General features: G+C 68.0%; 11 protein-coding genes. All 11 read right to left on the reverse strand.

Features of this window, described 5'->3' with window-relative positions; genetic code table 11:
- Positions 1-84 precede the first annotated feature (84 nt).
- The gene (locus Ga0102493_RS11780; protein ID WP_069297530.1) at positions 85-1,119 is read right to left on the reverse strand and encodes a hypothetical protein; all 1,035 of its coding nucleotides are present in this window, start codon (positions 1,117-1,119) and stop codon (positions 85-87) included.
- A gap of 162 nt (positions 1,120-1,281) precedes the next feature.
- Positions 1,282-2,022 carry a Bax inhibitor-1/YccA family protein gene (locus Ga0102493_RS11785; RefSeq protein ID WP_034903522.1) on the reverse strand — a complete coding sequence of 247 codons (741 nt, stop codon included), beginning with the start codon at positions 2,020-2,022 and terminating at the stop codon, positions 1,282-1,284.
- 164 nt (positions 2,023-2,186) lie between these two features.
- Positions 2,187-2,990 (reverse strand): pyrroline-5-carboxylate reductase family protein, encoded by an 804-nt coding sequence (locus Ga0102493_RS11790; protein WP_236922216.1) that lies wholly within the window; start codon positions 2,988-2,990, stop codon positions 2,187-2,189.
- 9 nt (positions 2,991-2,999) lie between these two features.
- Positions 3,000-3,506 (reverse strand): type III secretion system chaperone family protein, encoded by a 507-nt coding sequence (locus Ga0102493_RS11795; protein WP_034903776.1) that lies wholly within the window; start codon positions 3,504-3,506, stop codon positions 3,000-3,002.
- A gap of 160 nt (positions 3,507-3,666) precedes the next feature.
- Positions 3,667-5,052, reverse strand: a complete 1,386-nt coding sequence (locus tag Ga0102493_RS11800) for a tetratricopeptide repeat protein (RefSeq protein WP_034903519.1) — start codon at positions 5,050-5,052, stop codon at positions 3,667-3,669.
- A 133-nt stretch (positions 5,053-5,185) separates the two neighbouring features.
- Complete coding sequence (gene ftsZ, locus Ga0102493_RS11805; RefSeq protein WP_034903516.1) at positions 5,186-6,886, reverse strand: cell division protein FtsZ; 1,701 nt, start codon at positions 6,884-6,886, stop codon at positions 5,186-5,188.
- Between the two features lie 187 nt (positions 6,887-7,073).
- Positions 7,074-8,411: a cell division protein FtsA gene (gene ftsA, locus Ga0102493_RS11810; RefSeq protein WP_051697935.1), complete on the reverse strand. Its 1,338-nt coding sequence runs from the start codon at positions 8,409-8,411 to the stop codon at positions 7,074-7,076.
- The gene (locus Ga0102493_RS11815; protein ID WP_034903513.1) at positions 8,411-9,349 is read right to left on the reverse strand and encodes a cell division protein FtsQ/DivIB; all 939 of its coding nucleotides are present in this window, start codon (positions 9,347-9,349) and stop codon (positions 8,411-8,413) included. Before Ga0102493_RS11815 ends, ftsA begins: the two co-directional genes overlap by 1 nt.
- Positions 9,342-10,310 (reverse strand): D-alanine--D-alanine ligase, encoded by a 969-nt coding sequence (locus Ga0102493_RS11820; protein ID WP_034903511.1) that lies wholly within the window; start codon positions 10,308-10,310, stop codon positions 9,342-9,344. Before Ga0102493_RS11820 ends, Ga0102493_RS11815 begins: the two co-directional genes overlap by 8 nt.
- A gap of 10 nt (positions 10,311-10,320) precedes the next feature.
- Positions 10,321-11,298, reverse strand: coding sequence for a UDP-N-acetylmuramate dehydrogenase (murB, locus tag Ga0102493_RS11825; protein WP_081845632.1), 978 nt, complete (start codon positions 11,296-11,298; stop codon positions 10,321-10,323).
- On the reverse strand, positions 11,295-12,755 hold the full coding sequence (gene murC / locus Ga0102493_RS11830; protein ID WP_034903509.1) for a UDP-N-acetylmuramate--L-alanine ligase: 1,461 nt from the start codon (positions 12,753-12,755) through the stop codon (positions 11,295-11,297). Before murC ends, murB begins: the two co-directional genes overlap by 4 nt.
- Between the last annotated feature and the right edge of the window lie 3 nt (positions 12,756-12,758).

The raw sequence follows: 12,758 nt of genomic DNA on the forward strand, positions 1-12,758 counted from the left end.
TGAAGGCATCGGGCTTGCAACGCCAATCTTTCGCCCGCTCTGCGGCCCTGGTCCGGGGAGGCGTTCAGGCGCCTCTCGCCCGGGTCAGCGTAGGCGCGCGCCGGGAGCGGGCTGCGGACTTTCCGACGGGTCGCCCGCGCTGCCTTCATCGCCCCGATCGCGCTCATTGGCGTTGGTCGGGATCGGTTCGACCACGGGCTGCGAGATCGTCCGCTCGTCGACCGGCACGACGGGAACCTTCTCGCCCGTCTCGGGATCGGTGACGGTCATGCTCCCGCGCGGATTGGCGATCGTTGTCGAAGGATCGCTTTCGCCCGCGCGCGGCACGTAGACGCCGTTCGCGCGCGCCTCCTCCACCGCGACCCAGCCGGGCTGCGAAGGCCCGTAGAGAGCGCCGTATTTCGCGTCCCATTCGGCCGAGAGATGCTGGTAACGCTCATACTGATCGAAGAAGCTGTAGAACGGGTCGACCAGCTGGTCGAAATTGTCGCGCGCGAATTGCAGCGCGCCCTCGGGCGGGTTCGCCAGCGCGCGGTTCGCCATTTCGAGCGCGGAGGCACAGAATTCCGAGCGCGCCGGAGGCAGGGCGAAGAAATTGTAGACCATGGTGGTGCGCCCGTCGCGCGCGACCATCGCCTCGCGCCGGGTGCGGGCCTGGCTGCGATAGACCTTCTCCAGCCGGTCGTTGACCCGCTTGAGTTCGCGTTCGTTATCCCTGATGAAGGCACTGTAGCCGTCGAGGATCGGCTGAAAGCGTGGCGCGACGCAATTGAGCGCGGCAACGTTCCAGCCCGAACGGAAATGCCAGACAAGCTCGTCCTCGGTCAGTTCGCGGTTGACCGTCATGCGCCGGCCATCCGGCCCCCTGGGCGGGATGTTCATGACATAGGCAGCGCCCCCCGGCGGAAGCGGGCGATAGGGGATCGCCTCGACAGGCGGGGGCGGCGGCGGAGGCGGCGGCGGAGGCGGCGGCGGAGGCGGGGTCGCGCAGGCGGCGAGCATTCCGGCCGTCACGGCGACGGTCACGATCCTGAAGCCGAAGCCCGTGACGTGGGTTCGCGTCTTCTCTCCCATATCGGCGTGCGTATCCTTGTCGTTCGCGCCTGCAGTCATGTTCATGCCTGTCCCATGCCAGACCCAGCCTTGCGCTGGCCTTAAGCGTCACCCTTTTAATTCGCTGAGGGAACAAAGCAAACGCCCGGACCCTCGAAAAAGGATCCGGGCGTTCCGGATTTCACCAGTCCTGTCGCCAGGCGGCCCGCCCGGGGGCGGATATGCGTCCTATTCGCGATTGCCGAGCAGGTTGAGCAGGAACATGAACATGTTCACGAAGTCGAGATAGAGGCTGGTGGCGCCCATGATGACCGCCTTGCCCGCCATCTGCGTCCCGCGCACATACTGGTATTCGTTCTTCAGTCGCTGCGTGTCCCAGGCGGTAAGCCCGGCAAAGATCAGCACGCCGAGCACGCTGATGACGAGCGCGAGCGCACCCGACTGCAGGAAGAAGTTGAGCAGCATCGCGATCAGCAGGCCGACCACACCCATCACGAGGAAGGTGCCGAAGCCCGACAGGTCCTTCTTCGTCGTGTAGCCCCACAGCGACAGCCCCGCGAAGGCACCGGCGGTCGCGAAAAAGGTCAGCGCGATCGATTCGTCGGTGAAACGCAGGAAGATCGTCGACATCGACAGCCCCATCACGGTCGCGAACGACCAGAACACGATCTGCAGAGTCGACTGGCTCATCTTGTGGAGGCCAAAGCTCATCGCGAGGATGAACCCGAGCGGCGCGAGCGCGATCACGAACCACAGCCCGCTGTTCGCGAGCGCGAGGGTGATCCCGCTTTCGGCGGCGAGCAGCGCGACGATGCCGGTCAGCAGCACGCCGGAGGCCATGTAGTTGTAAATCGAGAGCATGTGCTTGCGCAGGCCCTCGTCATAGGTCGCGCGGCCCTGGACGTCCCCGCCCGCGCGCGGTACCGAGCCGAAGCGGCTTTCGGTGCGTTCGTTCTTCCAATCAGCCATCGTGGAACCCTTGTCTCCAAATGCGGCGCGGATTTTGCAGCCCGCGCCTTGTGATCCGCAATATCGGGTGTTTGCCCCGGCTTTTCAAGCGAAACCGGCGCGCGATACCTGCCGGTCATTAACCTTGACTTGCCCGCAGGTGAACGCCGAGGGGGCGGCGGCGCCTAGCCGATTTCGCGCGCCAGCGCCGCGCCCTTGTCGGCCGTCGCGCGCAGGGTCACCGTGAGCAGGCGGCGCAGTGCGTCGCCTTGATCGAGCACGTCCATCCCCTCGCGCGTCATCCCGCCCGGGCTCGCGACGCGCTCGGCAAGCTCTCCGGGTGCGAGATCGGAGGCCGCGGCAAGGCTCGCCGCGCCGTCGACCATGACGGTTGCGAGCCGGGTCGCCTCGTCCGCGTCGAGCCCGAGATCGGCCGCCGCGCCCGCCAGCGCGTCGATGAAGCGATAGACGAAGGCCGGGCCCGACCCGGCGAGCGCGGTGACGAGGTCGAAGCGCGTCTCGTCCGCCTGCCACACCGCGAAGCCGAGCGCATCATAGAGCAGCCGCACCTGCTCGCGCTCCGCTTCGCCCAGCCCCCGTTCGGCCAGGATAACCGGAGACCTGCCGATCCGCGAGGCGAGATTGGGCATGACCCGGACATGCGCGCGCGCATCGGGAAAGGCGGCGGCGATCTGCGCGAGCGTAATCCCGCCAAGCAGTGAATGGACCGCGACCTGCGGCCCGGCAAGCGGCTGAAACGTCGGGGCGAGCGCGCGCAATTGCTGCGGTTTGAAGCCGAGCAGGACCGCGTCGTGGCCCGCCTCGGCGGCCTGTTCGGGCGTGCGATGCAGGCGCACCCCATCGGGCGTCCCGGAAAGCGCGGGATCGAGCACCGCAAACCGGCCCGCATCCTCACCCGCTCGCAGCCAGCCGGCGAGCATCGCGCCCGCCATGTTGCCGCAGCCGATCAGCAGGAGCCGCGATGCCACGGGCTGCGCCTAGGCCTCGCCCGCCGCATCGACCAGCGCCGCATCGAGCGCCTCGCGCGGGTTCCTGTCGCCCCACAGGACGAACTGGAAGGCGGGGTAGAATCGGTCGCATTCGTCGACCGCGCTTTCCACCAGCGCCTGCGCCTGGTCGAGCGAGAGCATCCCGTCATCGCCCAGCAGCGCGCCATGGCGGTAAAGCAGCATGTCACCGTTCGACCAGATGTCGAAATGACCGAGCCACATCTGTTCGTTGACGAGGCTGAGAAGTTCATAGGCCGCCCCGCGCTTCTCGCGGCTGACGCGGATGTCGGGCAGGCAGAGGAATTGCAGGACATTGTCCGACCCGCGCCAGATCGCGCGCAGCTGATACTTCGCCCAGGCGCCCGCGATCTCCCCAGTCATCTCGTCGTCGGAGATCATTTCGCACGGCCAGCCGCGCGCCTCGAACAAGGCGGCAAGCATGTCGAGCGGGGCGGCATCGTCGCGGTCGGCGAAGGCGTGGTCGCGGCGCGGCATCATGCGCGGGACCTCGAATGGGGGAGTCGGATCTGCATCGGAAGAAGGAATGCACACGTGCCCCCGGCCTTGGCAACGCCGGTTGACGCGGTGCTTGGGGAGAAGCGGAGTTGGCTGTTCAAAGCCTGTGCAAAGAAAGCCGGGGAGAGCGCGGCGCCCCTCACTCAAGCTCCTGTATTTCCTTGCCTTCCGGGCTCGTAAACGGAAACGTGTCGAGACCCTTCGCAGCCAGCGCATTGACCATTTCGCGCGCTTCCCGGTCGCTGTCGAGCGGACCCGCAAGCAGCCGGTTCGCCTGCCCCCACGGCGTCGTATGGGGCGTGTAGGCGTCGAGCAGCCCGTCAGCCGCGCGCGCGATGCGCCGCCAGTCGAAGCCGAGCGCGGCAAGGTCCTGCCCGGTCGCGACCTGGACCCAGATGCGGCGGGGGTGAGCGGGTGGTTCGGGTTCGGCGGGCTTTTCGCGCGGGACCTCGATCGCGGCGAGATCGACCGCTTCGGCGGGCCGCCGGGCCGCGGGAAGCTCGTCCCCGCCCAGATCGGCAAAGGCGTCGGCGACCCTGGGCTGCGTGTCCGCCGCACTGGCCGCATTCACCGGTTCGGGCCGGGGCGCGGGATCAGGCCGGGGCTCCGGATCGCGGGCAGCGGGGGTGTCCGGCTCGGCCGCCGCAAAGCGCGTGCCGAGCGGCGCGCCGGCTGGCTCGAGCTTGCGATCGGCCTCGGCTTCGCGGGCGAAACGGGCGATCCTCGGGTCCTCGCGTCCGATCTCGGCGGCGCGCGGGAAAATGCCGAGATTGGCCGCCGCCGCCTGCTGCGCGGGGGTGAGGCGCGGCATGTAGGCGAGGTAGGGCGTCAGCCGCCCGGCAAGGTCGCGCGGCATCACCGCATCGACGATCGCCGCCGCGCGCGCCTGTTCGCCGAGGATGGCAAGACCGAAGGCGCGCGTGCGAAAGGCGGCATAGTCGCGCTTATCGAGCAGCGGGCGCAACGTGTCCTCGAAGCTCGCCTGGTTCCCCGCGATCGCATGGCTGAGCGCGAGGCGGCGGATGGTTTCGGGATCCTCCGGATCGACCGCGAGCGCCTGTTCATAGACCGCGCGCGCCTGTGCGTGATCGCCGACGAGGTCGTAGGCAAGGCCGCGGTCGCGCGCATATTCGGGCGGCGTCGCCCCCGCCGCCTCGGCGAGCGCGAAGGCTTCCAGCGCCTCCACCGGGCGGCCCGAGCGCAAATAGACCGCCGCTATGCCGAGCTTGACCTGCGCATTTTCGGAATCAAGGTCGTCGGCCCGGCCATAGAACCCCATCGCCGCGTCAAGATCGTCGAGCGCGAGCGAGGCATCGCCCGCCTCGACCAACGCCGCCAGGCTCTTGGGACGCCTCGCGAGTTCCATCAGCGCCCGGTTGAGGCGCTGGATCGCAGGCGAGGGCAGCGGCTGGACGACCTCGCGCGAGGTCACTTCCTGCGCGGCCGCGGGGCTGGCGGCGAGAAAGGCGGGCGCAAGCAGCGCCGAAAGGGCGAGCGCGGGCAAGGTCAGGATACGGGGTGGCATCGAAGAAAGGGACCTAGCGCGCCTTTTGCCCCGCACCATACCCGCCACGCCAATGGCGCGGCAGGAGGCCCCGGGAAATCGACGAAACGATCCGTCAGGTCGCCGGATCGGAAAAGCTCGCCACCGGAACGTGCTACTGGTTGCGCTGCCTGGTCATGAAGGGCGGGATGCTGAGGGCGGTCCTGCCGTCATCGTCATCCTCGTCGTCCTCGTCGTCCTCACGGGAAGAGCTGCGCGAGAGATTGGCCATCCGCTCGAACAGGGTGCTGCCGCCGCCCGAGACCCCGGTTCCGCTTTCCGGCCCGCTTCCCGCATACCCCTGCGCGCCATCTGCGCTGGCGCTCGAGCCACCTCCGCCGAGAAGCCCCCGGCGGCGTTCACCCTGGCGCGGCGCAAGCGGTTCGTCGGCGTCGGCCAGCCGGTCGGCATCGGCAAGCAGGTCGTCCCCGGCCGCATCCGTGCCCGCGGCTTGCGCGGCATCGTCCTCTTCGGTGTATTCGCCGGTCAGGTCGAGCGGCTCCTCGTCGTCCTCGGCCCCGCGCAGCCCGGCGAGCGGGTCCACGATATCGTCGACATCGTCCCCTTCGAGCTCGCCCATCTCGTCGCCCGCCTGCATCCCGGTGAGATCGAAGGGCTCGGAGTAGTCCTCTTCCTCGTCGTAATCCTCGCCGTCGTCGAGCGCAGCCGTGGGGACCGACAGTTCGGGCTCGGACTCGGGGGTATCGTCCGCCTCGGCGGCGGGTACTGCGGGTGCATCGAGCTCGCTTTCGCCCGGCAGTTCGAGCACCGGGCGCTTGGGCGCGCGCGCTCCGCCGAGAGCGCCGCCAAGCGCTGCCCCGGCGGCGCCGCGATCATGGCCGGCGGACGCGCTCTGTTCGATCCCGGTAGCGACCACGGAAACGCGGATCTTGCCGTCGAGATCGGGATTGAAGGCGCTGCCCCAGATGATGTTCGCATCCTCGTCGACGAGTTCGCGGATGTGGTTCGCGGCCTCGTCCACCTCGAGCAGCTTCATGTCCTCGCCGCCGATGATCGAGATGATGACGCCCTTGGCGCCCTGCATGGAAACGCCGTCGAGCAGCGGGTTGGCGATCGCCTGTTCGGCCGCCTCCAGGGCGCGATTCTCGCCTTCGCCTTCGCCGGTGCCCATCATCGCCTTGCCCATCTCGCTCATGACCGAACGCACGTCGGCGAAATCGAGATTGATGAGCCCGGGCATGACCATGAGATCGGTGATCGAACGCACGCCCTGCTGCAGCACTTCGTCGGCGAGCTGGAAGGCCTCCTTGAAGGTGGTCTCGGCTTTGGCGACGAGGAAGAGGTTCTGGTTGGGGATGACGATCAGCGTGTCGACCGATTGCTGGAGTTCGGCGATCCCGGCCTCGGCCGCGCGCATCCGGCGCGTGCCTTCGAACAGGAACGGCTTGGTCACAACGCCGACGGTGAGAACGCCCCTGCGCCGCGCGGCCTCGGCGATGACGGGCGCGGCGCCCGTGCCGGTCCCGCCGCCCATGCCGGCCGCGATGAAGACCATGTTCACGCCTTCCAGCGCTTCCTCGATCTCCGCCACGGTTTCCTCGGCCGCGGCCTTGCCGACCTCGGGGCGGGCGCCCGCACCCAATCCGCCGGTGATGTCCGGGCCGAGCTGGATGCGTCGTTCCGCAGACGAGCTGCTGAGCGCCTGCGCATCGGTGTTCGCGACGATGAAGTCGACGCCCTCGATCTCGGCCGCGATCATGTTGGCGATCGCGTTGCCGCCCGCGCCGCCGATCCCGATGACGGTGATGCGAGGAGCGATTTCCTCCGCCGCGGCGGGTCCAATATTGATGCTCATCCGTTCTTCCTCCAGCCGCCGTCCCGCTTCCCACGGAAATCCGGGCCTTGTGCGATTCTCTGACACAATCGGGTCCGGCGGTTTATACCGTCTTAACCCTTATCCACAGCGACCCTACCGGTTTGCTCCCGTTTCGCGCTTCACCATGCCACATGGGCGCCCGCAGCGACACACCCTGCCGCCCGATTCAGAAATATTCCCGCAGCGCGCGCATCAGCCGTCCGACCGCGAAAGGACCGCCCGCAGCGCCCGCCACCCGCGTCCGCGCGAAGCGATCGCCTAATGCCCGGATATCGACCGGATCGTCCGCGGCATAGAGGCACAGACCCGCCAGTGTCGCAAATCCGGGCGTCGCGTGCGCCTCGGGCAGGCCCTCGAAAGCGGGCGGGCGTCCGATCCGGACCGGCATACCAAGCGCGCCCTGCGCGAATTCGGCAAGACCCGCCAGTTCGGCACCCCCGCCGGTGAGCACCACCTGGCCGCTGCGCATACCGCTGAATCCCATGGCTTTCAATACCTTGCCGATCTCTGTCGTGAGCCGCGCGAGGTGCTGGGTGATGACAGAGACCAGTTCCGCCCGGGCGATCCGCCCGCGATCGTCCGCCCCGCGTGCGACCGTTGCCGCACCGGCTTCCTCCCAGTCGTCGTCCGGCCCGGTAAGCGAGATCATCTCGCGGTGGTCGCTGGGAGAGGCGATCGCCGAACCCGACACGCATTTGAGCCGCTCGGCCTGCGACTGACGGATGCCGAAGGCCCGCGCAATGGCATCGGTGATGTCGGCCGATCCCATCGGCAGCGCGGTCAGACCCAGCAGCATGCCGCCCGCAAAGACCGAGACATTGGTGACGTCAGCCCCTATCTCGACCAGCGCGACGCCCAGTTCGCGCTCCTCCTCGGACAGGCAGGCATAGCCCGAGGCAAGCGGGGCGGCGACCACGCCTTCGACATCGAGATGGGCGTTCTGGACCGCCTCCATCAGGTTCTTCACCGGCGCCCCGTCGGCCAGCATCACATGGATGTCGACGCCGAGCCGTTCGGCATGCAAGCCCCGCGGATTGGCGACGCCATGCGCCCCGTCGAGCGTGTAATGCGCCGGCTGGGCGTGCAGCACCGTGCGCCCGTCGGGCTGGATCGCCCCGCGCGCAAGGTAGAGGAGATGTTCGACATCCTCCTCCTCGATCCGCCGCCCGCCGATTTCGGTCTCGACGCTTTTCACATCGCTCTTGAGCCCTGCCCCCGCGCAGGCGATCCACACGCCGCCCACGCTCGCTCCCGCGTTCTTTTCGGCCCGCTCGACCGCGTCGCGGATCGCGAAGCTCGCCGCGTCCATGTCGGTGACATAGCCGCGCCGCACTCCCTTGCTCGCCCGGTGGCCCGACCCCAGCAGGACGAGATCGCCGTTGTCCGCCTCGCCCATGATCATCGCCGAGATCCGGAACGAGCCGACATTGACCGCACCGATGGTCCGGGTGAGGCGCGGGCGCGCGGGGCCCCTGCCGGAATTGCCCGCGCCGGCCTTCGCCATCACTCCGCTCCCTCGCCGGCGGCCATTTCGGCGGCGAGGTCCTCGGCCTGCAATCGTTCGCTGCGCCCCGGCACGCGCATGTAGACGCGCGGCGGGTTGCGCATGTCGAAACTTGCGACCTTGCCGCCGATCAGGCGATTCTGCCCGTCCATCCGCGCGAACTTGACGAACGCACTTGCCGCCTCGTTTTCGCCTTCGGGAAGCGCGAGCACCTGCCCGCCGTTGAAAGTAACGTTCCAGCGCCGATTGCCGACCCATTCGGCGGCCTCGACCTGGGGGCCGAGCGCGGGCGCGGCGGCGAGCAGCCGGTCGAGCGCGCCGACCTGCCGCGCGGCGCCGGGGCCGGAAATGCGCAGGCGCCCGGCCGCATCCTCGGGCGCGACGGGGGTCAGTTCATGGCCGCCGATATCGATCAGCACCAGCCGGTCGGGCTTGACCAGCACCGCATGCGGTTCGCGCTCGACGATGTCGATGGCGAGCATGTCGGGCAGCTGTTTGGACACCCGCGCATCGGCGACCCATGGCAGGTCGAGCAATTCCGCGCGCAGGGCCTCGATATCGACATCGGGCATCGAGCGATCCCGCTGCGCGAGCGCGCGGGCATAGACTTCGCGCTCGTCCATCCGGTCCGTGCCCGTCACGCGCACGCGCCGCACCTCGAAGCCGGCTTCGGACGCCATGCGCGAGACCTCGGCCGAGGCCATGGCGGGGACACCCGCGAAATTGGCGATCACGAAAGCGAGCGCGACCCCCGCCCCGATGATGATGGCGAGCCAGATGCGGGTCCACTGCTCCTCGGTGAAGGGAAGCACGCCCATCGCGCTGTCGACAAAGCCGCTGGTCTTCGCCTTCGCCCAGCGCGCGCGGCCTGCGCGGCTCTGCGATTTCGCCGTGCGCCGCACGCCCTTTCCGTCCGAACGCCTGATCCGGTTAGCCATGGCTTGCCCCCTTGGAACCGTGGACTCTGACAGCCTCCTTGACCAGCAGGTCGACGAGTTCGGCATAGCCGATCCCGGCATGTTTGGCCTGCTCGGGAACGAGGCTGAGCGGGGTCATGCCGGGCTGGGTGTTGGTTTCGAGGACGAACAGCCCTTCCTCGCCCAGTTCGTCGTCCCAGCGGAAATCGGTCCGGCTGGTGCCGTGGCAGCCCAGCACCTGGTGGGCCTTGAGCGCATAGTGTTCGCACAGGGCCGCGATCGCGGGCGGGATCTCGGCGGGGCAGACATGCTGGGTGCGGCCCTCGGTGTATTTGTGTTCGTAATCGTAAAAGCCCTGATCGATCACGAGCTCGGTGACGCCCAGTGCGCGCGGCCCGTCCTCTCCGTCGATCACGGCGGCGGTGAGTTCGCGTCCCTTTATGAAGGGTTCGGCAAGCAGCTGCGCGAATTGCTGCCACGGGCCGGGCGCGTCGCGCGAGATCGGATTGCCGCAATCGCTGTCCGCCGTGACGATCGCGACGCCGACGGAGGAGCCTTCGTTGACCGGTTTGAGGACGTAGGGCCGCGGCAGCGGATCGCGCTCGAACAGGTCGGCGGACTTGACGATCCGCCCGCCGGGCATGGGGATGCCCTGGGGGACGAGCGCCTGCTTGGTCAGCTGCTTGTCGATCGCGATGACCGATGTGGCAAGGCCCGAATGGGTATAGGCGAGGCCCATCAGGTCGAGCATGCCCTGCACGCTCCCATCCTCGCCCGGCACGCCGTGAAGCGCGTTGAAGACGACATCGGGCGCAGCCTCGGCAAGCCGCGCGGCGACATCGCGGCCCATGTCGATTTCGGTGACGCGGTAGCCCTTCAGCTCCAGCGCATCGGCGACACCGCGTCCGCTCATCAGCGAAACCTCGCGCTCGTTCGCCCAGCCGCCCATCAGGACCGCGACATGGAGGGGTTCAGTGCTCATGCCATTAACCTCACGGCCGTCCCACCCGCTGGATTTCCCAGTCGAGCATGATGCCCGAATTCTTGTAGACCTTCTCGCGCACCAGTTCGCCCAGCCCCTCTATGTCAGCGCTGGTCGCCTCGCCCGTATTGATGAGGAAATTGGTGTGCTTCTCGCTGACCTGCGCTCCGCCCAGCATCATCCCCCGGCAGCCCGCCGCATCGACCAGCTGCCATGCCTTGCCGCCTTCGGGGTTCTTGAAGGTCGAACCGCCCGTCTTGGTGCGGATCGGCTGCGATTGCTCGCGCGCCTCGGCGATGCGGTCCATCTCCGCGCCGATCTCCTGCGGGTCGCCGGGGCGCCCCCTGAATCGCGCCGAGACGACGATCGCGCCATCGGGAAGATCGCTGTGGCGATAGCTGTAGCCGAGATCGCCGACCGGAAGCGTGACCATCTCGCCGCCCGGCAGGATCACTTCGCATGTCTCCAGCACGTCGGCGACCTCGCTGCCATAGGCGCCGCCGTTCATCCGCACGAAGCCGCCCACCGTGCCCGGTATCCCGCGCAGGAATTCGAGTCCGGCAATGCCGTTGTCGCGCGCGGTGGATGCGACGAGAATGCCCGGAGCGCCAGCGCCGCAGGTGAGCGTAGAGCCCTCGCCCGCCTCGACCCCGGCAAAGGCCTTGCCCAACCGCACCACGATGCCGGGCACGCCCCCGTCGCGGATGATGAGATTGGAACCGAGGCCCAGCGCCATGACCGGCAATTGCCCGCCCAACCGCTCGATGAAGAGCCTGAGGTCCGCAAGGTCGGCCGGTTCGAACAGCCAGTCGGCCTGCCCGCCGCTCTTGAACCAGACGAGCTTCGCCAGCGGCGCCTTGCAGGTGAGATCGCCCCTTATACCCTCGAGCGGCACGGGCGCCGACACCGCGCCCTCGACCGCGCAGGTCGGGGCCCGTCCGTCGTCGTATTTCCAGGTGTCGCCGGGCTGGACCATGTGATCGTTCATGCTCTCACATGTGCTTCGACAGCGCCCGCAAGGGTAGCCGCCCAGCGCGTGATATCCCCGGCGCCGAGACACACCACCATGTCGCCCGGACGCAGCGCGGCGGCGAGTTTCTCGGCCAGTTCGGCATGGGTTTCGACCGTGTTCGCGCTGCGATGACCGCGCGACTTGAGGCCCGAGACGAGCGCGGCGGAATCGATGCCCGCTATCGGCTCCTCGCCCGCTTCGTAGACGGGTGTGACCAGCACCATGTCGGCATCGTTGAAGCAGGACTGGAAGCCGTCCATCAGGTCATGCAGGCGGGTGTAGCGATGCGGCTGGGCGACCGCGATGACGCGCGCGCCCTCCCCGTTCGCCGGACCTTCGCTGGCGACCGCCTCGCGCGCGGCGGCGAGCACGGCCTGGATCTCGACCGGATGGTGGGCATAATCGTCGATCACGCTGACGCTGCCGCCGGCAAGCGCGATCTCCCCGACCTTGGTGAAACGCCGCCGCACGCCGCTGAACGCGCCGAAGCCTTCGCGGATGACCTCGTCCGAACAGCCCATTTCAATCGCAACGGCAATCGCCGCGAGCGCGTTCTGGACATTGTGGCGCCCGGGCATGGGCAGGTGCACGCCCTCGATCCGGCGGTCGTGCTTTTCGTCGCGCTGCCCGCGCTGGCGCACGATCACGTCGAAGGTGTTGCCGCCATCCGCACTGTGCACGTTGACCCCGCAGATATCGGCCTGGAGCGAGAAGCCGTAGGTCACGACCTTGCGATCGCGCACCTCGCCGATCACCGCCTGCACTTCCGGATGGTCGACGCACAATATCGCCGCGCCATAGAAGGGCACGTTCTGGATGAATTCGAGAAAGGCGCGCTTCACCCCGTCGAAATCGCCGTAATGATCAAGATGTTCGGGATCGATGTTCGTGACGACCGCGATGGTACCGTCCAGCCGCAGGAAGCTGCCGTCGCTTTCGTCCGCCTCGACCACCATCCAGTCGGAATCGCCCAGTCGTGCGTTCGATCCGTATTGTTCGATGATCCCGCCATTGATGACCGTCGGATCGATCCCGCCCCGGTCGAGCAGGCTTGCCACCATGCTCGTCGTGGTGGTCTTGCCATGCGTCCCCGCGACCGCGACCGTCGATTTGAGACGCATCAGTTCGGCGAGCATTTCCGCCCGCCGCACGACCGGGATGCGGGATTCGAGCGCGGCCACCACCTCGGGATTGTCGCGCTTGACCGCAGTGGAGGTAACGACCACCGCAGCGCCCTCGACATTGCCTTTGGCATGGCCGATATGGACCGCGATCCCGCGCCCACGCAGCCGCTCGACGCTGACGCCTTCGGCAATGTCCGAGCCCTGCACGTTGTAGCCCAGATTGTGCATTACCTCGGCGATGCCGGACATGCCGATCCCGCCGATCCCGACGAAATGGATCGTGCCGATATCGGTCGGAACGCCTCTCATCCT

The organism is Erythrobacter litoralis (genome assembly GCF_001719165.1).
Lineage (GTDB): Bacteria > Pseudomonadota > Alphaproteobacteria > Sphingomonadales > Sphingomonadaceae > Erythrobacter > Erythrobacter litoralis.

Excerpts from the sequence above, each read along its gene's own strand:
- Ga0102493_RS11780 (WP_069297530.1), bottom strand. The coding sequence starts at position 1,119 with ATGAACATGACTGCAGGCGCGAACGACAAGGATACGCACGCCGATATG.
- Ga0102493_RS11785 (WP_034903522.1), bottom strand. The coding sequence starts at position 2,022 with ATGGCTGATTGGAAGAACGAACGCACCGAAAGCCGCTTCGGCTCGGTA.
- Ga0102493_RS11795 (WP_034903776.1), bottom strand. The coding sequence starts at position 3,506 with ATGCCGCGCCGCGACCACGCCTTCGCCGACCGCGACGATGCCGCCCCG.
- Ga0102493_RS11800 (WP_034903519.1), bottom strand. The coding sequence starts at position 5,052 with ATGCCACCCCGTATCCTGACCTTGCCCGCGCTCGCCCTTTCGGCGCTG.
- ftsZ (WP_034903516.1), bottom strand. The coding sequence starts at position 6,886 with ATGAGCATCAATATTGGACCCGCCGCGGCGGAGGAAATCGCTCCTCGC.
- ftsA (WP_051697935.1), bottom strand. The coding sequence starts at position 8,411 with ATGGCGAAGGCCGGCGCGGGCAATTCCGGCAGGGGCCCCGCGCGCCCG.
- Ga0102493_RS11815 (WP_034903513.1), bottom strand. The coding sequence starts at position 9,349 with ATGGCTAACCGGATCAGGCGTTCGGACGGAAAGGGCGTGCGGCGCACG.
- Ga0102493_RS11820 (WP_034903511.1), bottom strand. The coding sequence starts at position 10,310 with ATGAGCACTGAACCCCTCCATGTCGCGGTCCTGATGGGCGGCTGGGCG.
- murB (WP_081845632.1), bottom strand. The coding sequence starts at position 11,298 with ATGAACGATCACATGGTCCAGCCCGGCGACACCTGGAAATACGACGAC.
- murC (WP_034903509.1), bottom strand. The coding sequence starts at position 12,755 with ATGAGAGGCGTTCCGACCGATATCGGCACGATCCATTTCGTCGGGATC.